The 25327-nt window shown below is 63.3% G+C and carries 25 protein-coding genes and 1 tRNA gene; 15 read left to right on the forward strand and 11 right to left on the reverse strand.

Annotated features, from left to right (window positions below):
* The first annotated feature begins 50 nt into the window (after positions 1–50).
* From ABIG06_RS09545 to ABIG06_RS09570, 6 genes are all read left to right on the forward strand, one after another.
* Positions 51–1466 carry a DUF1254 domain-containing protein gene (locus tag ABIG06_RS09545; RefSeq protein WP_370135900.1) on the forward strand — a complete coding sequence of 472 codons (1416 nt, stop codon included), beginning with the start codon at positions 51–53 and terminating at the stop codon, positions 1464–1466.
* A gap of 16 nt (positions 1467–1482) precedes the next feature.
* Positions 1483–2511 (forward strand): DUF1254 domain-containing protein, encoded by a 1029-nt coding sequence (locus ABIG06_RS09550; RefSeq protein WP_424578266.1) that lies wholly within the window; start codon positions 1483–1485, stop codon positions 2509–2511.
* A gap of 37 nt (positions 2512–2548) precedes the next feature.
* Positions 2549–3559, forward strand: a complete 1011-nt coding sequence (locus ABIG06_RS09555) for a SphA family protein (protein WP_370135903.1) — start codon at positions 2549–2551, stop codon at positions 3557–3559.
* Positions 3560–3627: 68 nt separating this feature from the next.
* Positions 3628–5685 (forward strand): adenylate/guanylate cyclase domain-containing protein, encoded by a 2058-nt coding sequence (locus ABIG06_RS09560; RefSeq protein WP_370135905.1) that lies wholly within the window; start codon positions 3628–3630, stop codon positions 5683–5685.
* 221 nt (positions 5686–5906) lie between these two features.
* A complete protein-coding gene (locus ABIG06_RS09565; protein ID WP_124161619.1) occupies positions 5907–6365 on the forward strand; it encodes an Rrf2 family transcriptional regulator in 459 nt (152 codons plus the stop codon).
* A 26-nt stretch (positions 6366–6391) separates the two neighbouring features.
* Positions 6392–7075 carry a class I SAM-dependent methyltransferase gene (locus ABIG06_RS09570; protein ID WP_245454562.1) on the forward strand — a complete coding sequence of 228 codons (684 nt, stop codon included), beginning with the start codon at positions 6392–6394 and terminating at the stop codon, positions 7073–7075.
* Positions 7076–7271: 196 nt separating this feature from the next.
* Here ABIG06_RS09570 and ABIG06_RS09575 read toward each other — a convergent pair whose 3' ends face one another.
* From ABIG06_RS09575 to styA, 3 genes are all read right to left on the reverse strand, one after another.
* Positions 7272–8723, reverse strand: a complete 1452-nt coding sequence (locus ABIG06_RS09575) for a DUF1254 domain-containing protein (protein WP_370135908.1) — start codon at positions 8721–8723, stop codon at positions 7272–7274.
* Between the two features lie 147 nt (positions 8724–8870).
* A complete protein-coding gene (gene styB, locus ABIG06_RS09580) occupies positions 8871–9356 on the reverse strand; it encodes a styrene monooxygenase NADH-dependent flavin reductase subunit StyB (protein ID WP_370135910.1) in 486 nt (161 codons plus the stop codon).
* A 24-nt stretch (positions 9357–9380) separates the two neighbouring features.
* Positions 9381–10631, reverse strand: coding sequence for a styrene monooxygenase subunit StyA (gene styA, locus ABIG06_RS09585; RefSeq protein ID WP_370135911.1), 1251 nt, complete (start codon positions 10629–10631; stop codon positions 9381–9383).
* Between the two features lie 98 nt (positions 10632–10729).
* On the opposite strand from styA, the gene ABIG06_RS09590 reads away from it, so the two are divergent.
* The 4 genes from ABIG06_RS09590 to ABIG06_RS09605 all read left to right on the forward strand — a co-directional run bounded on the left by ABIG06_RS09590 (position 10730) and on the right by ABIG06_RS09605 (position 14023).
* Positions 10730–11698 carry a LysR family transcriptional regulator gene (locus ABIG06_RS09590; protein ID WP_370135914.1) on the forward strand — a complete coding sequence of 323 codons (969 nt, stop codon included), beginning with the start codon at positions 10730–10732 and terminating at the stop codon, positions 11696–11698.
* A 102-nt stretch (positions 11699–11800) separates the two neighbouring features.
* Positions 11801–12274, forward strand: coding sequence for a hypothetical protein (locus ABIG06_RS09595; protein WP_370135916.1), 474 nt, complete (start codon positions 11801–11803; stop codon positions 12272–12274).
* 165 nt (positions 12275–12439) lie between these two features.
* Positions 12440–13462: an LLM class flavin-dependent oxidoreductase gene (locus tag ABIG06_RS09600; protein WP_370135919.1), complete on the forward strand. Its 1023-nt coding sequence runs from the start codon at positions 12440–12442 to the stop codon at positions 13460–13462.
* A gap of 99 nt (positions 13463–13561) precedes the next feature.
* Positions 13562–14023 (forward strand): DUF2846 domain-containing protein, encoded by a 462-nt coding sequence (locus ABIG06_RS09605; protein ID WP_370135921.1) that lies wholly within the window; start codon positions 13562–13564, stop codon positions 14021–14023.
* Positions 14024–14126: 103 nt separating this feature from the next.
* Here the strand turns inward: ABIG06_RS09605 and ABIG06_RS09610 are convergent, their stop codons facing one another.
* From ABIG06_RS09610 to ABIG06_RS09625, 4 genes are all read right to left on the reverse strand, one after another.
* Positions 14127–15446, reverse strand: coding sequence for an aminotransferase class V-fold PLP-dependent enzyme (locus ABIG06_RS09610; RefSeq protein ID WP_424578267.1), 1320 nt, complete (start codon positions 15444–15446; stop codon positions 14127–14129).
* 263 nt (positions 15447–15709) lie between these two features.
* A complete protein-coding gene (locus ABIG06_RS09615) occupies positions 15710–17848 on the reverse strand; it encodes a GumC family protein (protein WP_424578268.1) in 2139 nt (712 codons plus the stop codon).
* Between the two features lie 255 nt (positions 17849–18103).
* Positions 18104–19147, reverse strand: coding sequence for a zinc-binding dehydrogenase (locus tag ABIG06_RS09620; protein ID WP_370135926.1), 1044 nt, complete (start codon positions 19145–19147; stop codon positions 18104–18106).
* Positions 19148–19160: 13 nt separating this feature from the next.
* On the reverse strand, positions 19161–19826 hold the full coding sequence (locus tag ABIG06_RS09625) for a class I SAM-dependent methyltransferase (protein ID WP_370135929.1): 666 nt from the start codon (positions 19824–19826) through the stop codon (positions 19161–19163).
* A 337-nt stretch (positions 19827–20163) separates the two neighbouring features.
* Here ABIG06_RS09625 and ABIG06_RS09630 point away from each other — a divergent pair, with 337 nt between their 5' ends.
* Both ABIG06_RS09630 and ABIG06_RS09635 read left to right on the forward strand, forming a co-directional pair.
* Complete coding sequence (locus tag ABIG06_RS09630) at positions 20164–20490, forward strand: hypothetical protein (protein WP_124161632.1); 327 nt, start codon at positions 20164–20166, stop codon at positions 20488–20490.
* 140 nt (positions 20491–20630) lie between these two features.
* Positions 20631–20996, forward strand: a complete 366-nt coding sequence (locus tag ABIG06_RS09635; RefSeq protein ID WP_124161633.1) for a BA14K family protein — start codon at positions 20631–20633, stop codon at positions 20994–20996.
* Between the two features lie 24 nt (positions 20997–21020).
* On the opposite strand, the gene ABIG06_RS09640 is transcribed toward ABIG06_RS09635, so the two are convergent.
* Positions 21021–21245: a hypothetical protein gene (locus ABIG06_RS09640; protein WP_370135932.1), complete on the reverse strand. Its 225-nt coding sequence runs from the start codon at positions 21243–21245 to the stop codon at positions 21021–21023.
* Here ABIG06_RS09640 and ABIG06_RS09645 point away from each other — a divergent pair.
* On the forward strand, positions 21238–22029 hold the full coding sequence (locus tag ABIG06_RS09645) for a phytanoyl-CoA dioxygenase family protein (RefSeq protein WP_370135934.1): 792 nt from the start codon (positions 21238–21240) through the stop codon (positions 22027–22029). The two genes, ABIG06_RS09640 and ABIG06_RS09645, sit on opposite strands and share 8 nt — an antisense overlap.
* A 111-nt stretch (positions 22030–22140) precedes the next feature.
* Here the strand turns inward: ABIG06_RS09645 and queD are convergent, their stop codons facing one another.
* The 3 genes from queD to ABIG06_RS09660 all read right to left on the reverse strand — a co-directional run bounded on the left by queD (position 22141) and on the right by ABIG06_RS09660 (position 24424).
* Positions 22141–22497, reverse strand: a complete 357-nt coding sequence (gene queD, locus ABIG06_RS09650) for a 6-carboxytetrahydropterin synthase QueD (RefSeq protein ID WP_124161636.1) — start codon at positions 22495–22497, stop codon at positions 22141–22143.
* A gap of 83 nt (positions 22498–22580) precedes the next feature.
* Positions 22581–22657 (reverse strand) — tRNA-Arg (locus ABIG06_RS09655).
* A gap of 267 nt (positions 22658–22924) precedes the next feature.
* Positions 22925–24424, reverse strand: a complete 1500-nt coding sequence (locus tag ABIG06_RS09660) for an ATP-binding protein (RefSeq protein WP_370135937.1) — start codon at positions 24422–24424, stop codon at positions 22925–22927.
* Between the two features lie 350 nt (positions 24425–24774).
* On the opposite strand from ABIG06_RS09660, the gene rpmH reads away from it, so the two are divergent.
* Together rpmH and rnpA are read left to right on the forward strand one after the other, a co-directional pair.
* On the forward strand, positions 24775–24909 hold the full coding sequence (gene rpmH, locus ABIG06_RS09665) for a 50S ribosomal protein L34 (RefSeq protein WP_008542748.1): 135 nt from the start codon (positions 24775–24777) through the stop codon (positions 24907–24909).
* A gap of 27 nt (positions 24910–24936) precedes the next feature.
* A complete protein-coding gene (rnpA, locus tag ABIG06_RS09670; RefSeq protein ID WP_061879588.1) occupies positions 24937–25323 on the forward strand; it encodes a ribonuclease P protein component in 387 nt (128 codons plus the stop codon).
* Positions 25324–25327 lie beyond the last annotated feature (4 nt).

Genomic DNA, 25327 nt, shown 5'->3' on the forward strand with positions numbered 1-25327 from the left:
GATCGTTAAACTCAAGCGCGCCTGCAGCTCGGAAGAGAAGGGTTCGAGTGATGACAACTGATTTGACTCGTCGCGACTTTGTACTCGGGACGGCGGCCATATCCGTCGGCGCTAACACGAATGCCGCCGCGGCCACTTCGCTTGCACCGAGCGACGCGCGAGTTATTGCCAAGGAAGCGACGATCTACGGCGTACCGATGCTGGAAAACTATCGCATCATGAGGTCGTACTTCGTCGATCGCGACGATCCCGAGTTCAAGGCGCCGTGGAATGCAATCAACAACGTAGCGCGCGTCTTTACCCCGGACGACAAGGCGATCCAGACACCCAATTCCGACACCCCGTACTCTCAGCTCGGCGCAGACCTGCGTGCCGAACCGCTGGTGCTGACAGTGCCCGCCGTTGAGAAGAGGCGCTATTATTCATTGCAGTTCATCGATCTTTACACGTTCAACTTCGCCTATGTAGGAAGCCGCGCCACGGGCAACGATCCCGGAAGTTTCCTGCTGGCCGGCCCACGATGGCATGGCGAGAGGCCGAAAGGCATCAAGGCGATCATCCGTTCCGAGACCGAGCTCAATCTGGTGCTTTACCGGACACAGCTGTTCGACCCAGCCGACCTCGATGGCGTCAAACGAGTTCAGGCTGGCTACAAGGTCCAGACGCTATCCAGCTTTCTCGGGCAAGCGGCTCCGCCCCCGATGTCCGCAACCCATTTTCCAGCACCACTCGTGCAAGACGAGCAAAAGAGCTCGCCCGAGTTCTTCGTCCTGTTGAACTTCCTCCTGCAGTTCTGTCCGACGCACCCGTCCGAGAAATCTCTAATGTCTCGCTTCGCGAGGCTGAACATCGGGGCCGGAAAGAACTTCGATCCAGGCAGCCTGTCGCCCGAAATGCGCAAAGCCGTGACGGACGGAATGGCGGACGCCTGGAAGGCGTTTGCCGAGTTCAAGGCGAAGGAGGTTGAGACCGGCAAGCGCACCGCGGCGGACGGATTCGGGACGCGGGCCATGCTGAAGAACGACTACATGGCCCGGATGGCATCCGCCGTGCTGGGCATCTACGGCAATACCAGGGACGAGGCGATGTACCCGGCTTATTTCCGGGATGCAGACGGCGGCGTGCTCAATGGTGCAAACCGCTACGTGCTTCGCTTCGAGTCAGGACAATTGCCGCCAGCCAATGCCTTCTGGTCCCTCACGATGTACGAGCTGCCGTCGAGCCTGCTCTACGCCAACAAGATCAACCGCTATCTGATCAACTCGACGATGCTCGACAGCCTCAAGCGCGATCCCGATGGCGGTTACACACTCCACATTCAGAATGAAGCGCCCCGACCGGACCGCGAGTCGAATTGGCTGCCCTGCCCGAAGGGACCGTTCTGGACGACGCTTCGCATCTATTGGCCCAAGGCAGAGGCCTTGGACGGCCAATGGAAGCAGCCCCCGTTGCAGCGCGTCGTCTGAGCGCAAGGAGATTGGCATGAGGATCGGCCGTGTTTCTGTTCTTGCAGTAATGATCACCTCAGCGTCGTTCGGTATGGCGCAAAGCGGATTCCCCGCAGAACATAAGCCCGCTCTGGTAACACCCGAGAACTTTGCCCGTGCGGAATCGGATCTGTATTTCGGGGGCGTCGTGAAGAACGGTGGTTTTGGAAAATTCGACCATACCCGTTCGCCTGCGCCGCTGGACAAGCAGACTGTCATCCGTCTCAACCGAGACACGCTCTATTCGGCCGCCGTGTTCGACCTCGATGCCGGGCCCGTCACGATAACGCTGCCGAACGCTGGCACGCGATTCATGTCGCTACAGGTCATCGACGAAGACCAGTACACCTTTGGTGTGTTCTACAAGCCAGGCAGGATCACGCTTGCGCGAAAGGATGTAGGCACACGCTACGCTTTGGCCGCCGTTCGAACGCTCGTCGATCCGGCCGATCCTCAGGACCTCAAGGAGGTGCACGCGCTGCAGGACGCGATCAAGGTGTCCCAAAAGCAGGCCGGGAAGTTCGAGATTCCCGACTGGGACCAAGCAAGCCAGAAGAAGGTGCGTGATGCATTGCTGGCGCTGGGAACCACACTTCCCGATACGAGCCGGATGTATGGACGCAAGGCGGAGGTCGATCCCCTCCGCTTCGTGATCGGCGCTGCCCTTGGCTGGGGGGCAAATCCTCCAAAGGAGGCGCTCTACCTCAATGTCGTCCCGGCCCGTAACGATGGCACGACCGTCTACAGGCTGAACGTGAAGGACGTGCCGGTGGACGGGTTCTGGTCGATAAGCCTGTACAACACGGAAGGCTATTTCGAGCCCAACCAGTACAACGCCTATTCGCTCAACAACATCACGGCACGAAAGAACGAAGACAATTCGGTATCCGTGCAATTCGGCGGTTGCGACGGAAAGAATCCCAATTGCCTGCCCATCATGAAGGGCTGGAACTATATGGTCCGGCTTTACCGACCGCGGTTGAACGGAAAATGGAAATTTCCGGAAGCCCAGCCCAACAAGTAGAGTCGGCAACGACAACCGTTTCTTGATGGAAGAGGGCATGAAGCGCAATCGACGGCTCGCGCGCATATTCTTGTCGATATTTGGCCTGGGTGCGGCTTTGCTGGCGCGACCGGAGCCCTCATTCGCAGACGAGAGCGGCGTCAGCTTCTGGATTCCCGGCTTTTTCGGCAGTCTCGCCGCGACACCGAGTGTGCCCGGATGGTCTTGGGCGACAATCTACTACCATACGAACGTCAGTTCGGGGGCAGGCGCCGCGTTTCCCCGCGGCGGTCGAGTCGATGTGGGCATCGCCGGGACAGGTGATCTCGGACTGTTTGGCCCGACCTATGTCTTTGCAACTCCGGTCCTCGGCGGCCAGCTGTCCGCAACTCTGCTCGGCGTTGCCGGGCGAAGTGAGGCTTCCGCTGCGCTTTCTTTGACGGGCCCGTCCGGCAACACGCTCGCTCTGAGCCGGACCCAGGAGCTCACATCCTACGCTGATCTGATCCCGCAGATCGCGCTCAAATGGAATATGGGCGTGCACAATCTCATGGTTTACGGAACAGGAGCCATCCCCGTCGGCGACTACGATCCGAACCGGCTTGCCAACCTCGGCCTCGGCCATGGCGCGATCGATTTCGGGGCGGGGTACACCTACTTCAATCCGCAAAACGGGAATGAATTCTCAGCGCTCGCAGGAGCGACCTACAACTTCAAGAACACGTCCACCCAGTATCAGAATGGAATCGACTACCATTTCGACTGGGGCGCGTCTCACTTCTTCACCAAGCAATTGCAGGTTGGCGTCGCCGGCTATTATCTGCAGCAGCTTACCGACGATTTCGGCGCGCCGCTTTCATTGGGCGGCTTCCGATCTCGTGTGGCAGGTATCGGCCCGCAGATCGGCTTCCTGTTTCCGGTCGGCAACATGCAAGGCTACATCAATCTGAAGGGTTACAAGGAGTTTGCGGCGCAGAACCGACCCGAGGGCTGGAATACCTGGCTCTCGCTTCTGATTTCAGCTGCAGCGCCCGAGCCTGCGTCGGCAAGGCCCATTGCGCGGAAGTAGTGAACGAGCTGCCAGGATCCTGAAGCTCAATCAGTGGTCTGGCCGCATCGTCCTCTCATGGAGACCCGATGGCATCTTCGAAGAACGGCAACATTCAGGTCGGATTCAAGGCCTCCATCATTTCGCTGTTCGTGGTTGTCGTTCTCGCCATCGGTCTGACGCTTGTATATCTGAGCTTTGCGCGGATCACCGCCGCCACGGACTCTGCCGCCAGCAAATTCATCGGCAAAGTTTCCGAATTGTCCGCGGATCGCATTGGTTCGCAGTTGAGGCTAGTACGCGAGAATCTTGCCACGCTGAGGGCTTTGCCGTCGGTCGCTTCAGCCGATTTTGAGGACAACCCTCAGCTCAACGCGTTGCTCGCAGCCATGCTCAAGAGCAACAGCCAGCTCTTCAATCTCTATATCGGTTACAACGACGGGTCCTTCATAGAGATGGACGCGATCAACACCCTCGGGGTAGAGGCACGCGCGCGGCTGGAAGCACCCGCCGCGGCCGCCTTTCGACTTGTTGTGATCTCCAGGTCGGATCCAGCCAGCACTAGATCGCGGCGGCGATTTCTGACCGAGGGGCTCGCGACCGTGCGGGAAATGCCGGGGCCTCCTGACTACGACCCGCGCGAGCGGCCTTGGTACAAGGACGCAGAGCGTCGCGACGGTAGTATGCTAACCGGGCCTTATGTTTTCTATGCAACCGGGAAACAGGGCTACACCGTTCGGCTGCCACTGGAGCAGGGAAGAGGCGGGGTGATCGCGGGCGATCTGCTGCTCGACGTCGCGCAAGAGCTGTTGAAGCGCGAACAATTGACGCCGTCGGCTGCCGCCTTCCTGTTCGATGACGAGGATCGTATCCTGGCCCATCCGCAAATGTCGGAACTGCTGAGACGCGAGGCTTCTGAGACCATTCCTCGCCTCCGCGAAACGGATATGGCCGGCGTGCTCCGGGCGATCAGGGCTTGGCGCGCCGATTCCAATTCGCAGCAGTTCTTTAGCGATCCCGCGGGCCGGCGCTATGCAGCAGCATTCCAGCCAATTCCGAATGCAGGCCCGGCAAGTCTTCATGTTGCCGTGCTGGCGCCGGTCGACGAGTTCTTTGCGAGCATCCTATCCGAACGCAGGCGGCTGTTCATGACTGCGGGCGCGTTCGTGGCGGTGATGGTTCCCATCGTGTTCTTCATAGGCTCGATGCTTTCCAAGTCGCTGCGGGACCTGGCCGCCGAAACCGATCGGATCCAGAAATTCGAGCCGTCTATTGCGCCGCGGGTGCGCTCGATGATCCGCGAGATCGACGAACTCGGCCGTTCTGTTTCGACGATGCGTACCATGACTGAGGCATTCTCACGCTTCGTGCCGCGGCGGCTGGTTGAACGGCTGATCGAGACGGGGACGCCACTCCAACTCGGTGGCACGCGAAGGGAAGTCACCCTGCTGTTTTCCGACGTCGTGAGCTTTACCGAAATTGCGGAAAGGGCCGATCCGACTCAGGTCATGCAGTATACGTCGCGCTATTTCGCCGCCGTGTCACACGAGATCATGAGCCACGTCGGCACCGTCGACAAGTTCATCGGCGACGCCATAATGGCCATGTGGAACGCACCGGGCGATGATCCCAACCACGCTGTGAATGCATGCGCCGCCGCGCTCGCCTTTCAGCGCGCAAACGCGCGGCTGAATGCGGAGTTTGAGCGGGAGGGATGGCCCGTCTATCGAACTCGAATCGGATTGCATACAGGTGATGCCGTCGTGGGGAATGTAGGCTCCCAGGATCGCATGAACTACACGGGACTTGGATCGACCGTTAATTTGGCATCGCGCCTCGAGAGGCTTAACAGGAGCTACGGAACTTCGATCCTGGTCAGCTCGACGGTGAAGCGGCGCGCAGAATCCCAGTTTTGCTTCCGCAGCGTCGATCGGATCAAACCGAAGGGCTTTGCCGAGGAAGTTATAATCTACGAATTGAGATGCGAACGGAGTGTAGCTGACGCGGGGGGGCTGGAATTTTGCCGCAGGTGGGAACTGGTCTATACAGACCTATCGCACGGCGCGGCATGCGCGGAAGTTGAATTGTGCGCTTTCCTTGCGAAATATCCGGGGGATGGAGTCGCTCGCTATCATTACGGAAAGTAGTGGCGAGGGGTCGGCCATTGCCGGCTGCGCGCCTTGGATGCGGCGCCGATTCGGGAGTCCGCGCCCGGCAGATCTGAGCCCTATCATGGTTTCCTCGAACATGGGTTCGGGGTGGCTGCTCGGGCACAAATTCACCGCATAATTTCGGACTGAGGCACCATGGCACGATCGACATTCAGGGCCGCTTGACCTTCGCTCAAATATGTAACATACAAAGTTACATGAAACGCGACTCCCGACTGTCCGGCGTGCTCCACGTCCTGCTGCACATGGCGCAGCAGCCTGGGCCGTTCACCTCCGAGACCCTGGCGAAGGCGATGGACACCAACCCGGTGGTGATCCGGCGCATCATGGCGGGGCTGCGCGAGCTCGGTTACGTCCGCTCCGAGAAGGGGCATGGCGGCGGCTGGACGCTTGCTTGCGACCTCTCGAAGGTGACGCTGCGCGATGTCTACGCCGCGCTCGGAAGCCCATCGCTTCTGGCCATGGGCAACCGGACCGAGGCGCCGGGCTGCCTCGTCGAGCAGGCGGTCAACGCCGCGCTCGATCAGGCCTTTCACGATGCGGAGGCGCTGCTGCTGTCGCGCCTCGGCGAGGTGACACTGGCGATGCTCGGCGCGGACCTGCGCAAGCGGCTAGGGTCGCGAAAGATCCACGACATGAGCGCGCATCGCGCGTGAATGGCTCCATTCGCAGGACAACATTCATGACCGACATTCAAGCCGCATTCTCCGATCCGCAGTTCGTGGCGAGATACACGGAGGGACCGCGGCGCTTCGTCCCGGGCTATGATGCCATGCAGACCATGGCGGCGATCCTGCTGGCCGAACGCGCCCCCGGCGATGCGCGGGTGCTCGTCCTCGGCGCCGGCGGCGGCCTGGAGCTGAAGGCCTTTGCGCAAGCGCACCCCGCCTGGAGCTTCGACGGCGTCGATCCCTCGGAGGCGATGCTCGCGCTCGCCAGCCAGACGCTGGGGTCGCTCGCCTCGCGCGCACACCTTCATCAGGGCTATATCGACGATGCCCCGGCAGGACCGTTCGATGGCGCCACCTGCCTGTTGACCCTGCACTTCGTCGACGTCGCGGAACGGCGTCGCATCGCCGCCGAAGTCCGCCGCCGCCTCAAGCCGCGCGCGCCCTTCGTAGTCGCCCATCTGAGCGCTCCTGACGGCGAGGAGGAACGCCCGCGCTGGCTGTCGCGGTACTCCGCCTTCCTGGCGGCATCCGGCGTCGAGCCGGAGCAGGCGGTGGCCGCACGGGATGCCGTCACCAACCATCTCCAGATTCTCGCGCCCGCGCAGGACGAAGCGGTTTTGCGCGAGGCCGGATTCTCGGATCCAACCCTGTTCTACACCGGCTTCGCCTTCCGCGGCTGGGTGGCCTACGCCTGAAGTGCCACGGCCTGTTCCACACCGCCACCTGTGCGAGTCGGCACGGGGCACACGCGCACCAAAGCGCGATCCGATAAGGATGAATCGTCAGCGTGCGTCAGGTCATGTTTGAGCACGATCTTCGGAAAACCGCGGCACAGTTTTCCGGATCATGTAAGCCCCGGGGAGGCCAATCGCGAACTCACGGTGCCACCATCTAGCGCTGGACGACCGCAGCCAGTTTCTTCACCGGTGGCGGCTTCCACGTGCCGTTGACGATCGAGGGGCTCTTCTCATTCGGCCAGTACAAGCGCATCATCAGCTGGAATTTGCCGGATGGAGCCGGGAGCCAGTTGGATTCCTTGTCTGCGCCCGGCGAGTCCTTCTGGATATAGATGTCGATGGAGCCGTCCGGGTTCGATTTCAGATTCTGCCGGGCGCTGATCGAATAGCGGTTGATCGGGTTGGCCACGAAGAAGTAGCTGCTGTCATACATCGTGAGCGACCAGAAGCCGCGCGCAGGCGGCAATTGCCCATTTGCAAAACGCAGGACGTATTTGGCGGCGCCGTCATAGGCTTTGCCTTCGCCATCTTTCTGCGAGCTGGGATAGACGGCATCCTGCGGCCGGTTCGCGCCGAGACCGACGGCCGTCACGAAGGCCCGCATGAAATAGTCGGTCCCGTAGATCCCGGTTTTGGTCGTGTAACCCCACCCGTTGATATCCTTTATCTCCTTGTTGACCTTGAACTGAAGCATGATGCGATCGAAGGCGATTTGCGGAACACGTTTGGCAAAGTCCGCATTGCGCAATCTGCTCGGATCGAACTCCTGTCCGGCGACGAGGCCAATCCGTGCAAACCTGGCGAGCGCAGGGGCATCCGCCGCGGCCGGCGGGTTCGCCTTCATGAGCCGCGCCAGGAGTGTGAAGTAGGCGATGGTATCCAGGCCATTCACTTGATCGCGCACGGCGGTCTTCATGTCGATGGATCGATCGACCTCGCCGGCCGGCGGCGTATAGGGCTTGCCGTAGCTGCTTAATGGGACCAGCTTGCACTGATCCTGCACAGCGTGGACCGCAGCATAGTCTTCCGGCGTTCCCGTGCAGTAGATTCGTCCGAGTATCCACACGAGGCTGGTCGGCGACTTGTACTCCTTGACGCCCGAGGGGAGCGCACCCTTCCAGCCCGGCCCGGTGATCGCGTAGGTTTGCGCACCGGTCCCCGTGGTTCGCTTTCCGGGCGCCTGAAATACGTCGGTCCAGCCGTCCAGCATGGGAAACAGGAAATAGCGGTCCTTCATGTCGGGGATGCTGAGGACCCACGGCTCCTTCTCGACGTCGATGAATGCCGTCGTGTAGAGCGTGTCCGCATTGGGCGCAGTCACGTCGCGGAACGAAGCGTCGGGATATCGGCGTAACTTGATGAATTGGCCCATCGGCGCGTGATTGCCCACCGGAGTCGTGACATTCGTAATGATTCTTCGCGTATATTCCATGGTCACCAACGGATAGCCGTAGATGTAGGCATCCTGGGCGACGGCAAAATCTTCCACTCCGTCACCGAAATCGCGCAAGATGTCGCCGAACTCTGCGCGGGCCAATGTGCCGAATGATGCCCCTGCAAAGAGACTGAGACCGCCAATGGTCGCCTGTCGACGGGATATCCGCATGGCCTTCCCTCCTCTGCGCACAACCTTCACGCTAGGGACCACAAAGCGCGCGTTGCTTGATCTAGATCAAGCCCCCGGCGATGCCGCTCGCAGGACGGAGAACGCCTCAGATGGTGAGGAGAAGACGCCTGAGGCGTCGCGGCTCCGTCACCGATCAACCGGTACGCCGGGGCCGAGATGATACCGACTGGAGAAGAACACCAACGGCGTGGTGTCGCGATAGTCGCAGCTCGAGACTTCGGCGATGATCAACGTGTGGTCGCTGACATCGACGGTCCGCGTCACCTCGCAGGCGAACCAGGCTATGCAGCCGGATAGGCGCGGCAGGCCGTCGACGATCTCGCAATGCGGCGCCGCGCCGGTGTTCGGCTGGCTCGCAAAATGCCGCGACAGATCCCGGCCATGATCCGGCAGGATATTGACGCAGTAACGTTCCGTCGCCGAGATCGCCCGAAGCATACGGCCGGGCATGACGGAGACCAGCACGGTCGGCGGCGACAGGCTGACGGTCACGAAGCTGTTCGCGGTCATGCCGCAGACGCGGCCGTGCTCGTCCAATGCGGTCAGCACCGCGACCCCGGTTGCAAAGCGCGACGCGGCTTCGCGAAACGACGCCGGGTTGGCGCGCGGCATCTCAGTCTCCGCTCGCATCGATCCTCACGCAATCGCCCTGACCGGCTCGGCCGGCACGGACATGCGCTCGATCCAGGCGTGGATGCGCTGCGGCGTGGAAATGCGGTCCCACTGCCGGTCCGGATAGTTGAAATTCTCGGTGAACTCGTTCGCCAGCGCCGGATTCTGGCTCATCGCGCCGATCAGCATGCCCAGCGCTTCGCTCGGCGGCTGCAGCATCACATTGGTCCAGCGCGAGGCCGCCAGCACGCGGTCCTGCCGCTTCAGATCGATCTTCTCGCACAGGCGCGCATCGAGCGCGTCGGCGTTGACGATCTCCTCGCCGAGGACGAAGGCTGCATAGGAGGCGACATTGGCACCCTGGCCCATCATGGGATCGACGATGGCATGCACGTCGCCGACCGCGATCGCGCATTTGCCGTCGTCGAATTCGACCACCGTGTTGCGCACCGTGGGGACCACGCCGCCCTGCAACAGATCCTGCGGCTGCGCGAGATCGAAGCGGGCGGTATCGATGCGATCGTAGGTCGTCGGGTGATGCTTCTCCAGCTTGCCCAACAGCACCTTCAGGAAGTGCCTCGGGTTGTCGTCATAGCTGAGCGTGGCCAGTTCCTCCATGTCGCCACCGGGGACGTTCTCCATCAGCAGCGCATTGGCGATGCCGCCGAAGGTGACGGTGGGGATCACGATCATCTCGCCATGGCCGGGCGACACCGAGAGCGTGACGTTCATGGGGTCGGGCTGCCGCACGCCGGTGTAGAGCCCGACGCACAATCGCCGCTGCGGCTGCGAATAGGGCGTGTGCTCCGGACGGTAGGTGAAGAGCTGGCCCAGCGGCCCCTTGCCGGTCGAGACCACCAGCAGGTCGAAGCGCGCGACCAGCGGACGGATGTCGCGCTCCTCGATGCGGCGGTACTCGATGCTGCCGCCGCGCTTCGTGAATTCCTGCATCAGGGCAGGAAGATAGATCCGGTAATCGACGGCGCGGCTCGCTTTCGAGAAATCGCCGCGAAAGCGCAGCGGCTTCGGAAAATTGAAGACGTGGTCGTGGTAGTAATAATGGTCCTTGGGATCGGTCCAGTGATTGACGCCGAGATAGTCCTCGCGCGCGATCGTCACATGGTGATGCGCGACGGTGTTGACGAGCCGGCTCTCGCGATAGTCTTCCGGCGTCCGGTCGGTGATGACAGTGGCGTCCACGCCGTGCTTTTGCAGGTAGAGCGCGAGATGCAGGCCGGCGATTCCGGCGCCGACAATTCCGACATGGCGTGCCACGTGACTCCCTCCCTGGTTGCTTGTTGAAGCCTAGCGGCCCGAGCTGTTGCGCACTACGGAATATATGGGATATGATTTATTCCAGATCGGAATGAATTATGGACCGGATCGATTGCCTTCGCGCTTTCGTTCGCACCCTCGAAGGCGGCAGCTTCTCGGCGGCGGCCAAGGAGCTCGGCATCGGCCAGCCCGCGATCAGCAAGCGCATCGCGATGCTGGAGAGCGAGTTCGGCACGCAGCTGTTCTCTCGCACGACGCGCACGCTGAAACCGACGGCCGAGGCGCACCGCATCTACGATCTCGCGCGCCAGATCCTCGACAATTTCGAGATGGCGCGGTCGAGCGTCGAGCAGGCGGCGCCCCGCCCGACAGGCACGCTGCGGATCGGCGTGCCCTCGTCGTTCGGACGGCGCTACATGATGCCCGTCATCGCCGAGTATGTGCGTCATTATCCTGACGTTCGGGTCGACATCCGCTTCAGCGAGCGGTTCGTCAATCTCGTCGAAGAAGGCATTGAGCTCGCCCTGCGCATCGGAAACCTGGAGCCGAGCACGCTGGTCGCCCGCCGGCTCGGCACCGTGCAGCGCTATCTGGTTGCGACGCCGACCTATCTGCACGGCCGCCCGATGCCGCGGACGCCCGACGATCTCGGCTCGCACCAGTGCATCGTCTATTCCAGGATGTCGCCGGCACATCAATGGGCCTTCGAATCCGAGCATGGCCGTCACGTCGTGTCCATCAACGGACCCATTCACGTCGACGATGCCGATGCGATGCAGGAGGCGACGATGCAGCATCTCGGCATCGCCATCCTGCCCGACTGGAATGCGGCAGAGGGCCTTCGCAGCGGTGAGCTCGAACATGTGCTGCCGGACTACACCATCGCCGCGCTGCCCCTGCATGCGGTCTATCCGGAGACGCAGTGGATGTCGCTGCGCGCGCGCAGCTTCCTGGACCTTCTGGTCGCGCGCGCCGATCATTTTTCAAGTGTCTCGGCGCATAACCCTAAGCCGGTGCGAGCAGTTGACGCCGCTCCTGCCTATGTGCGGGAGCATCACCCACGTTAACCCTGTCGGCAAATGATTCGTCTTGGGGTCGGCAGCCGTCGACAAGCTGCCTCATTGGCGCGGAGAATTTTCAGCGGCACGAACCTCTGTCAGAGGCGCATTATGCTGAGAATGGCGTTGTTGGGCCTCCTCATCCTGTTGAGTGCAGGGGTGCTGTCGGCAATGGAGCTGACAGCGCCACCGCGTCGCGCAGCCGCGATCGTGCAGCCGCCTGCCGAGCAAGACGCGGGCATTTCTGCTGCACACTATGCCTTGGCGAAGGCTGATCGCCTCGACCTTGCCGCGGTGAGCAGCGCGATGCCGGCACAGACTGCTCCGGTCGAAAGCCGCGCTGCTCCGCCGGAAGTGCCCCATGTCGGCTCGCCCCACCCGGAGCGGGTCGTCCGTCATCGCCACACTCCGAAGAAGATCGTGACCGCGGAACGTCCCAAGCCCAAGCCGAAGCCGAAGCCAATTGCAGTCAAGCGAACTGCCGACGCCCAGCGCTCGGGGCCGGTAAACGATTCCGCGTTCTGTCGCCTCAAAGCGTTTGGCGGCTTGCGCAAGGCGTTGAACTTGACCGGCTGCGACATCTGAGGACGTTTCTCCGCAGGGCAGAGCGACATCGAACGATCCGAGGTCGTGGTCCGCCGTACGACGGAAACACCAGCAGGCCCGAACGGTGCGCTACGCACGCCTCGCTGCCACCTTTCCGCCCGTCGACGTCTCGCAAACCCATTCGATCATTCATATGTTACCTTCATGAAAAAGATCGGATTCCTCTCCTTCGGGCACTGGACACCCTCGCCGCAATCGCAGACCCGCTCTGCGGCCGACACCTTGCTGCAGTCGATCGAGCTTGCGGTCGCGGCCGAGCAGCTGGGGGCCGACGGCGCCTATTTCCGCGTCCACCACTTCGCGCGGCAGCTCGCCTCGCCCTTCCCGCTGCTTGCGGCCGTCGGCGCCAGGACCAGCGGGATCGAGATCGGCACGGCCGTGATCGACATGCGCTATGAGAACCCGCTCTACATGGTGGAGGACGCAGGCAGCGCCGATCTCATCGCCGGCGGCCGGCTGCAGCTCGGCATAAGCCGCGGCTCGCCGGAGCAGGTGATCGACGGCTGGCGCTATTTCGGCTATCAGCCGGCCGAGGGCCAGAGCGATGCCGACATGGGCCGGCGCCATGCGGAGGTCTTTCTCGACCTGCTCCGCGGCGAAGGTTTTGCCGAGCCCAATCCGCAGCCGATGTTTCCCAATCCGCCGGGGCTGCTGCGCCTGGAGCCGCATGCGCAAGGCCTGCGCGAACGCATCTGGTGGGGCGCCGGCTCGAACGCCACCGCCGTGTGGGCGGCGAAGCTCGGCATGAACCTGCAGAGCTCGACGCTGAAGAACGACGAGACCGGCGAAGCCTTCCATGTGCAGCAGGCCGCTCAGATCCGAAGCTTTCGCGCGGCATGGAAGGAGGCCCGCCACGCCCGCGAGCCGCGCGTGTCCGTCAGCCGCAGTATCTTCGCACTGATGAACGATCGCGACCGCGCCTATTTCGGCGGAGAGCGCGGCGGCGAAGACCAGATCGGCTTCATCGACCCGCACACCCGCGCGATCTTCGGCCGGAGTTATGCGGCGGAGCCGGATGTGCTGATCGAGCAGCTGCGGCAGGACGAGGCGATCGCGGAGGCGGATACGCTGCTGCTGACGATTCCGAACCAGCTCGGGGTCGATTACTGCGCACATGCGATCGAGGCGATCTTGAAGCACGTCGCGCCGGCGCTCGGCTGGCGGTGACATGAGCTGGTGCGGCACGACCAGAAGTCGCGATTGACTTCGTGCACCACCCCCGCCAATGATCCCTTGGGGACTGTTGGACTGAATCAGGGGGTTGGGATGGGCTTGCGTCCGGGGATCTTCGTTGCGGCTTTCTTGCTTGCGGGGTGTGCATCAGGGCCGATGGGCAGCGCGGCTCTGACAGATAACGTCAATGCAAATACCGCACGGCTGGTGGTCTATCGCTCATCCGCCCTGGGTTTCGCAGTCCAGCCAAGCTATGCGGTCGATGGACGCGTCATTGGCGGCAGCCAGGCTGCGGGGTTCGTCGCCTGCGAGCTGCCTCCGGGCCGCCACGAGGTTGCAGTCAACAATCTTCCGCTGAGCAGCAACCTGTTCGGGCAAGGAAGCGAGAAGGTGAGCCTCGATCTGCGTGCCGGCAGCACCACCTACCTCTCCGCCCAACCGCAGATGGGAATCGTCACGCCCGGCGCAATCACGTTGATCCAGGTCACGGAAAGCCAGGGCCGTGCCGACGTGGCCAGCTTGCATCAGAGCAACAGCTCATGTGGCAAGGCTTGATCTGAGGCGCGCTTTGCGGTTTCCCGAGGAGCCCGCCCAAGCGGGCGTCTCGAATGGCCGCACGAGACTGCTCTCAAATTTGGTTTGCTATCCGCGCCAGCCTTCACCCCGTCTTCGTGCCGGTGATGATGGCCAGCGCCTCGACGAGGCAGTCGAGATCGGCCTCATCGGTAAAGAGCGACGGAGTCACGCGGATGCACTGGCCTTTGGCGACGCCGGCCCGGCGCACCGTCAGGATCTTGTAGCCGTCCCTGAGCTTCACCACCGTCGCGTCGTTGTCGGGCTTGCTGGTCTTGCCGGCAAGACGGAAGGACGTGATCGCGCCATATGAGCCGGCTTCATCGGGCGTCAGAATCTCGATGTCCTTGAATCCGCGGACGCGGCTGACCCAGTAGTCGCGCAAATGACGCAGGCGGGCCTGCTTTGCCGCCGCGCCGATCTGCTGATGCAGCGCCACGGCCGTGGGCACCGTCAGCACCGTGGCGAAATTGACCGTGCCGGTATGCACCCGCGAGCGGATGTCGCTTTCCGGAAAATCCTCGTCGCCCATGTCGCGATCGATGGCTGCGAGGCGGTCCTTCCTGATGTAGAGGAAGCCGACGCCGAGCGGCGCGCCGATCCATTTGTGCAGATTGAATCCGACGAAATCGGCCTCGAGCTCGCCCACCCGGAAGTCGATCTGTCCCCAGGAATGGGCGGCGTCGACGATGGTGTCGATGCCCTTGGCCTTCGCCATTCGGGCGATCTCGGCGACCGGCATGACGAAGCCGGTGCGGTGGCTGACATGGGTCAGGAGGAGAAGTCTCGTCTTCGGGTTCGCCTCGATGGCTCGGACATAGGCGTCGAGCACCGCCTGGCGGGTGGCCGGCTCCGGCACGTCGAACTTGACCACGTCGACGCCGCGGCGCGCCTTCAGCGCGTTCATCGCATACTGCATCGAATCATAGTCCAGGTCGGCATAGAGCACGCCATCGCCGGGCTTCAGCCTGTTGTAGCCGCCGATGAGAAGCTGAAGCGCCTCGGTCGCGCCGCGGGTCAGCGCGATCTCCTCAGGCAGCGCGCCGACCGCTTCCGCCACCCTGGCGCGTACGGCCTCGAAATCGGTCCCCGCGCGCAGCCGCGCGTAACAGGTGTTCTGATAGTTGACCATGTCGGACTGGCGGATGAACTCGCGCCTCACGGGCTCGGCCATGATGCCCCAATAGCCGTTCTCGAAATTGACGACGTCGGGCGTGACGGCATAGAGCCCCTTCACGGCCGCCCAATAGGGCTTGTCCGTGGCGATCGCGGCCACCGAACCGGTCGGCTGCGCCGGAACGCTCTCGGCCGCCATCGCCGGGACCGCAAGCGGCGCCACGGCTGCCGCCGCGAGGCCTTTGAGCATCGAACGGCGGTCAGCCGAAATCGTCTTGATCAGTTGCATGTCAGCTCTCCCCAGAGCGTCTTCGAGCGAAGTGGCGTCCGGCTCCGCGTCAGGAAAACGCGTCAAGCAATCATCCGGAGCTCCGTTCCGATGTCGTCGGAACGGAAGAGGCTCCTGAGCGCCGGGAAAAGAGCAACGGACCATGCAGCTGAGATGACCGGAGCATGACAATGCGATGATCGAGCAAGGACACGCAATTGTCGGCGAAGAGATCGACAGCAGCATCGCCGCGGCCAGTAGGCCACGGCGCAACGCCGTCATCGTCAGACCGCAAGACCCAATGCGCCGCCCTCGGGGTGCGGCGCCTGCGAGCCCGCAGGCGCATGATTGACGATGAGCCCCGTCGGCACGGCCTCGTACCTCGACAGCGCCGCAGTCACCCGGCGCATCGCGGCCGAACCGAGCTCGCCGGCGCGCGCCACCAGGACGATCATATCCGCATGCGCGGCCAGGGCGATGGCGTCGGGCTGCAAGGCGAGATTGCCGGCGTGGACGACGATCAGGTCGAACTCCGAACGAATATCGTCCTCCGGCCTCGCATCGGGTTTTCGGCCGGCACTCAGGAGCTCCTCGATCGACTGAAGGCCCGCCGTGGTCGAACCGTCGTGCCATTCGGTCACCGGCGGCTGGTGACTTGCGAATTCCGGCTGGAGCCGGATCAGCACGCTCATCATGCCCCGATTCACAGCGGCGCGATTGAGTGAGCGCGCAACCGTGTTGCCGCCTGCGCTCTTGCCGACCGACAACACCAGCGCGACCTTGCAGCCGCGCACCGGCACACGATCGATGCGTTCGAGCAGCGGCCGCAGATGGGCGGCGAGATCGAGCTCGGCCGAATTGGCAACCGGTTTTTGCCAGACGGTGCTGGTCCCGGCTCCGAACGCCAGCTCGGGGATGCGGGCCCAGACGGCAAGGCTGGGCATCGGCTCGGGCCCGGCGGCGGGCGGCGGCTGGGCTGGCCGGCCGGGCGTCTCCTTCGCGTCCACGGATGCAGGCGCCTGAACGGACATCGGCTTGTCGGCGGACGCGCTCGTCGTCACCGCAACGGCGCCGGTCGACGTCAACAGCGAGCCGATCGCCAGCGCCGCGAGCAGCAAGGCGAGCGGCGGACGCGTCGAGCGCAGCGGCGGAATGGCGATCGAGGCGACCTTGGTCTGGGACGCCTGCAACTGACGCTGCTCGTTGGTGGTCTTGAACCGCGACAGGAACTGCTCGTAGATGTTCCTGTTGGCATCGGCGTCGCGCTGCAGCTCCTGCAGCTTCACCAGTGCCTGGCCATCGACCAGTATCTTCGTCTCGACCGCCTTGAGCTGCTTTTCCAGCGCGTTCTGCTGCTCGCGCTGGGCCTCATATTCCGATTTCGCCGTGTCGATGTTCTTCTTCCGCTCGATCTCGATCTGCCGGTTGATATCGGCGAGCTGGCTGTAGGAGATCGCGAGGTCGGGATGCCGATCGCCATACACCGCCTTCTTCTGCGCGATCTGGTCGTTCAAGGCCGAGCGCTGCGCGCGCAGCATGCTCAGCAGGTCCTGCTTCACCGGCCCTTCGACATTGGCCTTGAGGTCGCGTTGCACCTGCTCGTAGCGCGCCTTGGCCTCCTCGGTGCGCGCGCGGGCGGCGGAGACCTGCTGGGACAAATCGGTCACCCGCAATTGCTGCGTGGTGGATTCCTTGCCGGCATTGACGATGTTGTGTTCGAGCCGAAAGGCGGCGACGGCATCTTCCGACGCGCGCAGGCGCTCGTTCAGCGTCTTCAGCCGGTCCTTGAGCCAGTCGGCGGCCTCGTCGGTTGCCTCGGTGCGAACGCGGCCTTGGCTGGCAACGAATGCCTCGGCGATCGCATTGGCGTAGTAAGCGGCCCGTTCGGGCCGGTTCGAGGTGAAGGAGATCGCAATGACGTAGGTGAGCCCGCGCCGGGTGATCTCGAGGCGCTTGCGGAATCTTTCGAGCAGGCGCGTCATGTCGGTATAGCCGCCCGCGATGTCCTCGTCGTCCGCGATCTTGAGCTGCTCGATCAGGGGACGGAGAAAACCATCGGATTTTGCAATCTCGATCTGGCTCTGAAGCGCCGCGGCATCCTGGCCGATGCCCGGCAGCACCTCCTGATCCGAGGTCACGCGCAGCTCGCGGGGATCGAGCACGACCAGGGCGGTCGCGGCGTAGCGGACCGGAAGAATCATCAGGACGACGATGCCGAGGGCGAACAGCGCCAGGGCCAGCGTGAGAATGCGCCGGCCGTTCTCGCGCAGAAAGGAGAGTGTACCGGAGACGGTCAGCGATCCCTTGATCAGGGCGGGCCCGATGCCGTCAGGCTTCACCTTCGCAGCCCGCGGCGCTTCCCACGAAGCCGCTTGCTCCGTCGGGGCGATGCTTCGCGGAGATGCGCGGCTACCGAACGCCATGGGGTGGGACTCGAAATCAACTGACAGTCATAGCTCAGAGGCTTGCTACACCGTAAATATCCATGGTTAACCGACGGTTACGGCGCGGGGAACGCGCCACGGCCGGCGATATGGCCATGCCGGCCAACAGTGCCGCCCTCCCGTGTCAGGCGGTTGGATCGCGTGAGAACCGCGCAACCGGTGGAGCCGGAACCCATCACCCGGATTGCATTTTGCGATGCGATCGGACCTCTCCCTACGGAGAGGTGACGACACTCAGCTGATGTTCAGAAGGATCCGTCCCGATGTGCCGCTGCGCATCAAATCCAGCGCGTCGTTGATGTCATCGAGCGCGAACTCGTGGGTCACGATGCCGCGGTAGCTCACCTTGCCGGCATCGCTGAGGCGAACCAGCCGCGGGATATCGCGCGCGGGCTGGCATTGCCCGCCTTCCGAGCCCTTCAGCACCTTCTCGAAGTGCAAGGGCAGCGTATAGATCTCGGCCTTCTCGCGGGGCACGCCGACGAGGATGCAGCGACCTTTCTTGGCCGTGATCTCGTAGGCGAGCTCGATCAGGTTCTTGACGCCGGTGGTCTCGACCACCTTGTCCGGTCCGTCGGCCCCCGTGATGGACCGAACCGCGGCGGCCACATCCTTCACCGCCTCGGAGTTGATGGTGTGGGTGGCGCCGAAATCCATCGCCATCGCCAGCTTGTTGTCGAGGCGGTCGATGGCAATGACCGGCCAGGCGCCGACCATCGCGGCAAATTGCACGATGTTCAATCCGACTCCGCCGACGCCGAACACGACGACGGCTTCGCCGATGGCGATCTGCGCATCGTTGTTGACGACGCCGAGCGCGGTCGTGACCGCGCAGCCGAGCAGCGGCGCGCTGGTGCGATCGATCGAGGCGGGAACGGGCGTGACGCGGTTCTCCGACACCACGGCATATTCGTTGAAGGTGGTGACCCACCCCGCATTTAGGCGCTTGCCGCGCCAGGAATAGACCGGAGTGCTGGACTGGATGCCCTTGCCCGGCCGCCAGTGCATGACGACCGTGTCGCCCTGCTTGCAGGAGACGACGCCGGGTCCGGTTTCGACGATGGTTGCGAGCGCCTCGTGCCCCAGAAGGTGCGGCAGGAACTTGTCGATGCCTTTGACGGCGTCGATCTCGTTGATCTGCGCGCCGCAGATGCTCGAAGTGTGCACATGCGCAAGCACTTGGCCGTGCTCAAGCGTATCCGGCAGGGTGAATTCGTCGACAACCAGCGGCTTGCCGGATTCGACGAGGATTGCCGCCTTGGCAGTCTTGATCTCCATCAGCAGCGCCCGGTCACTCGAAATAGATGAATTCGTAATCGCCGGTGTAGCCGAGCTTGCCGTACAGCCAGATCCATTCCGACGTGTGCAGGATGGACTCCGCCGTCAGCGCCCAGCATTCGAGGTTGTGCATTTCGGCGACGTTCCGGTAGCCCTCGACCATGATGTACTTGTTCTTGCCGACCCGCTCGATCTCCTTGACCGCCGCCTCAAGCTCATACAGCCTGAGATTGTGCAGGGTGCCGAGCGAGATGACGAGATCGAAACTGTCGTCGCCATAGGGATAGACGTCCTGGGCGCGATAGTTGAAGAGGTAGGGTTTCACCTGCTCGTGCGCATGTGCGAGACCGTGCCTGGAGATATCGAAGCCGACGACCTTCAAGCCGGGCAGGATCTTCTGCATCTCGTAGAGCAGAAAGCCCTTGCCGCAGCCGACGTCGAGCACGCTCGACCCATCCTTCAGACCATAGGTCTCGATCAGCGCCTTGGCCACCGGCGCCCAGCGCCCCTCGATGAAGCGGTAGCCGCCATAGCCGAAGCGGCGGTCGCCATCCCAGTAATCGGCCTCGTATTCCCGCGCTTTCAGCGAGCAGGCGATCTTGTCGTCGTTCATCCGGGCCATGTAGTCGCGCCTGGTTGCCGTATGCAGCGGCGTCACAATATTCAGTAATCGTCCCATCGAGCCCTCGGATTCCATCACGCGCGGAGATTGTCTTGTACTGGCCTGGGGAGCCTTGCGCCGTGAACTGCGACTCGCCCTAGCATTTGGCCCGAGCGCCATCATTGTTTCAGATCAATGAACAGCGAATCGTGCCGCGGCGTCACCGATCCGCCCGCCGAACACCGGAGACGCTGCGACACATCGGGGCGACCGGCACCAGGTTTCCGGTGCGGCCGTCGGAGAACATGACATAGATGCGCATGCAACCAGAATACGAAAATCGCGTTCATGCTGAAGAGAAGGATTGCCGATCTCGTACGCAAGATCGTTTGTCATTGCCGCAAGGGAATCCACCATGCCGACCAAACCGACCATCGCCCGCATCTGGCGCGGCCGTACCCGCCGCGACCTCGCTGATGCCTACCAGGCCTATCTGCAAGCCGAGGGGATTCCGCCGCTGCTGAAAACCGCGCTGGGTGTGCAGCAGTTGCGCGAGGACCGTGATGAGGAGACCTGGTTCACCACCATCTCCTATTGGCCGGACATCGAGGCCATGACGGCTTTCACCAAGGCCGAGCCGACCAAGGTCCATCATCTCGCGCGCGATGCGGAATTCCTGATCGAGCTGCCGGAGCGCATCGAAATCCACCGCATTCTGATCGATGAACAGGGCCTGCGGTGAAAGGCTCAACGCCATATTGTTCCGCCTGCACTCTCGAGAGAGTTCATTTGCTGCGGCCCTCTGACGCTCGCCCTGCGCCGGGGGAACGGAATGAGCAACCCGCCGTTGCTCCAGCACCCCTCGACAACATGGAGCCGGACATGACATTGCGCAAAGTTTTCGCCGTCCTCTCGGCCGTTGGAGCGATGCTCTCGACGGCTGCTTCGCCGGTGCTCGCGGCACCTCTGCCGATCGCGAACCCCGGTCCTGACGCAGGCGTGCAGCAGGTCCAGTACCGGCATTGGCACGGACATCGGCATGGTTATTACGGGCACCATCGCGGGCATTACGGTAACGGCGCAGCCGTACTTGGCGGCCTCGCGGCGGGCGCGATCATCGGCGGCGCAATCGCCAGCAGCCAGGCTCAAGCCAACGCCGCATCCTATTGCGCGCAGCGCTATCGATCCTACGATCCCGGCTCAGGGACCTATCTGGGCCGCGATGGTCTGCGCCATCCTTGCCCGTGACGCGCACGTGAAGCTGCGGCAGCCTCATCGCCCGGCGAGAGGCTGCCCGAGCTCGAGGCAATTTTCGACCGGCGGCCAGCGCATCTTGATTCCGTGCTCCGCCGGGCTATACGTTCCCGCCATGATGTTCACGTCCACATTCTTCCCGCTGATCTGAACGGCTGAAAGTCGTTCCGGCGCATCTGCGCCGATCAGATCAAAACGGCTGCGCTTGATGCGGTAGCCGAGCGGAGAATGTGCAATGCCCAAGACCGAACAGGTTGGCCTGACGCCCCATCAGGTCCAGAACTTCATCAGCGACGGTTTCGTCAAGATCGAGAATGCCTTCAGCACCCAGCTTGCAAAGCAATGCAGGGACGAGCTGTGGGCGGATATTGGCCTGTCGCCGGACCACCCCGAAAACTGGACTCAGCCCGTTGTCCGGGTGGGGTCCAAGGCTTCGTTCCCATTCATCCAAGCCGCGAATGCGCCGCCCCTGCACAGAGCCTACGATCAACTCGTCGGCGAAGGGCGCTGGCTTGCGCCCAGGGGCCTCGGGACCTTTCCGATCCGCTTCCCCTCAGCGGAATCCCCTGGTGATGATGGCTGGCACGTGGACATGAGCTTCGGCGCCGCCGATCCGGATTTCATGGAGTGGCGTGCCAATGTGAAGAGCAGCGGACGCGCTTTGCTGATGCTCTTCCTGTTCTCGGACGTCGGCCCGGACGATGCACCCACGAGGATCCGGAAAGGCTCGCATGCTGCCATCGCGCGGGAGCTGCTGCCCCATGGCGAGGCAGGCGCGACGCTCCGGCAGCTGTCCGCCGCGAACTATGCCTCGACGGCGGATTGCGAAGTAGAACTGGCGACCGGCGCGGCAGGCAGCGTCTATCTGTGCCATCCGTTCCTGGTTCATGCCGCGCAACCGCATCGCGGGAAACGGCCGCGCTTCATGGCACAGCCTCCGCTGCTGCCGAAGGGCGAGTTCGATCCTGCGTTGCCACCTTCGCCGGTTCAGATCGCGATCCGGCAGGCTTGCGGGCTGGCGTTGTAGTCGCAGCACGCCGCCGGCCGGCACACAGGTGACGCCCGCAGGCGCGACTTCGACCACTTCCGGCGGCTTGTGGCACGATGGCGGCTGGGCCGGGTCAGCGTACGACTGTCGTCACCGCCCCTGATATTCGGCCCAGCAGTCTGCCGTCTCATAGACTCGGATCGCCGATAGCTGCCGAAGGCTCGGCTTCAGCCGGTCCCAGATCCAGACCGCGATGTTCTCGGCGGTTGGATTCTCGAGTCCTTCGACCTCGTTCAGGCATTGGTGGTCCAGCGCGCCCATGATGTCGGCGAAGCTTTTTTCGATATCGAAGAAGTCGGCGACGAAGCCGGTGTGCGGGTCCACCGGACCATCCAGTTGGACCTCGACCCGATAGGAATGGCCATGCAGCCGGCTGCACCGGTGAGTCTCGGGCACGTTTGGCAGCCGATGCGCCGCCTCGAACTTGAACGCCTGCGATATCCTCATCCAGCTCCTCACACGGCGTGGCCATCCGGTCTCGGCCGGTCTGGCGACCAGATGCTGCTTGGTCCTGACCTTTCGGCGAAGAATGGCGCGCCCGGAACGATTCGAACGTCCGACCCTCAGATTCGTAGTCTGATGCTCTATCCAGCTGAGCTACGGGCGCATTTTCGCAAACAGCGATAGCGGGCATGACCCGCGACGCAGCTCCCGGAGGACCGGGAGGGGTGCGAAAGAGCGCTCTGACTAACCGCTCTTGTCGGCGTTGGCAAGGTCCGGGATAGGGAGATTTTTGCAAGGCGATGATGATCTCTAGCCGGTCATTCCGGGGCTCGCGGAGCGAGAACCCGGAATCTCGCGCCCAAAACCTCGGGATTCCGGGTTCGGCGCTTTGCGCCGCCCCGGAATGACATGCGGCTCGGCCTCTGGCCGACTATGCCCTCTGCCGCTCGTTGCGGATGGAGAGCAGTTCCACGGGGCGATCCGGAATGACGATCCGGAAGGTGGCGCCGATGGTGCCTTCGACCAGGTGGATGTCGCCGCCATGGGCACGGACCAGCTCGGCAGCGATGGCGAGGCCAAGGCCGCTGCCGCCGGGGCGGCCGGAGGTCTGGAAGGCCTCGAACAGGTGCTCCCGGGTCTTCTGGGGAACGCCGGGGCCGGTGTCGGAGACCTCGATGATGGCGACGGAGCCTTCGCGCTTCCCGGTGATCCGGATCTGCTGCACGCGGCCCTCACCCGACGCGTGGCTTTCAAGCGCCTGGGCGGCGTTGCGGACGAGGTTGAGCAAGACGCGGAACAACTGGTCGGGATCCGCATCGACCGCAAGCCCGCGCTCGATCGCGGCGACCCAGGCGATCGAGGCTTCGTTGGCGAGCCCTGCGGTCTCGCGCACCTCCAGCACGACCGGCTCGATCAGGATCATGCGGCGATCGGGCGCGGCCTCCTGGGCGCGGCCGTAGGACAATGTCGACTGGCAGAAGGCGATGGCTCGCTCGAGCGAACGCACGAGCTTGGGCGCAAAGCGCTGCACCCGCGGATCCGGCACGCTGGCGAGCTGGTCCGACAAGAGCTGGGCCGAGGCAAGCAGATTGCGCAGATCGTGATTGATTTTGGAGACAGCGAGGCCGAGGGCGGCGAGCCGGCTCTTCTGATGCAGCATCGACATCAGGTCGCGCTGCATGTCCGACAATTCGCGCTCGGCCACTCCGATCTCATCGCTGCGCTGGCTCGGCACGATGATCCCGGCCGAACTCTCGGGATTCTCATGGAAGCCGACCAGGCTCGCGGTCAGCCGCCGCATTGGCCGCACGAAGAGATAATGGAGGGCGAGATAGACGAGGCCCGCGGTCAGCACCGCGATGATCAGCGCGACCACCACGAGGTTGCGGGAGAAGCGGTACATCTGCTGCCGCAGCGGCAGCTCGTCGGTGACGATCTCGATGAACTGGGCATTGCCGACCCCGGGACCGACGATGCGGATGGGCTGGTTGCCGGTCTCCAGCATCATCCGGAACGAGCCGGTGATCGCCTCCCATGCCGTCATGTCGCGCAGGTCGATGTCATGCTCGATGGCGGACGGGATGTTGTCGCTGGCGAGCAGCCGGCGCTGCTGGCCCATCTTGATGGCGACGGCCCGGGCATTGATGCTTTTCAGGATCTGGCGCGACAGCGAATCGGGGACCATGCCGAGCGGCGCCGCATCCAGCACCAGCGCCGCCGTGTTGGCCGCCGCCACGCGGTCGTTCAGCCGGTTGACCCAGAAGTTGGCGATGGCGGGCACGTAGAGCAGCACGGCTGCGATCATCACCAGGGGAATGGTCAGCAGCAGCAGCTTGCCGGACAGCCCGAGCCCGCGCGTCCCGCGGGGGCGCATCGCCGGCTGGTCCGGCTGATCCAGATCCTGGATCGGCTGGCGATCTGTGGCTGCCACGAAATTCGCCCCTTTTGGCCTTGGCTGATGGAGGATGCGGCCCGCCCGGAGTCCGGTCAAATTACGGATCGCTAATCTGCCAAAGTGGGATGTATGCGCTGATATCGCGAGTCGCCACCTCGAGGGTTAAAAACCCCGCACAAACAGCGATATTCACCGGAATCGCGCGCTTGTGCGGCGTTGACGAAAAGAAGGCGCTCGCTTATAAGCCGCGCGAATTGTCCGCGATGACCCGGTGCGACGCCGGGAGCGGCTCTCTTGGGGCCGGAAAAGGGCCCGTTTTGGGCCGCATCTTCCGGACTTTACCATCAATTCTACAGGCAAATTGCCCGGTCAGCGGAGAAAAACCCGTGAAGCGGACTTATCAACCCAGCAAACTGGTGCGCAAGCGCCGTCACGGCTTCCGCGCCCGCCTCGCCACTGCCGGCGGCCGCAAGGTCCTCGCCGCCCGCCGTGCCCGCGGCCGCAAGCGTCTGAGCGCCTGAGCCGGACCCCCTTTTTGGGATTTCATCATGGATCGGCTGAGGCAGCGGGCGGATTTCCTCGCCGTTGCCAATGGCGCGCGGGTGAATAGTCCCGCGTTCGTCCTGCAAAGCCGTCGCCGCGATGATTTCGGCCCGATCCGGATCGGCTTCACCGTCACCAAAAAGAACGGCAACGCCCCCGAGCGCAATCGCATCCGGCGCCGGCTTCGCGAATTGGTGAAGCGGCTCGATCCGGTGTCGATGCAGCCTCATCATGATTATGTGCTGGTCGGACGAAGGGACGCGCTCTCGCGCGACTTCGCCACCATGCTCGACGATCTGCGCATAGCGTTCACGAAGCCCGCGCGGCATACGGCCAAAGCGCGTGGCCAGAGGCCCGGCCCCGCTCCCGCTGCCAGCCGCAAACCGGATTGATGAC

This window comes from Bradyrhizobium sp. USDA 326 (assembly GCF_049739485.1).
Lineage (GTDB): Bacteria > Pseudomonadota > Alphaproteobacteria > Rhizobiales > Xanthobacteraceae > Bradyrhizobium.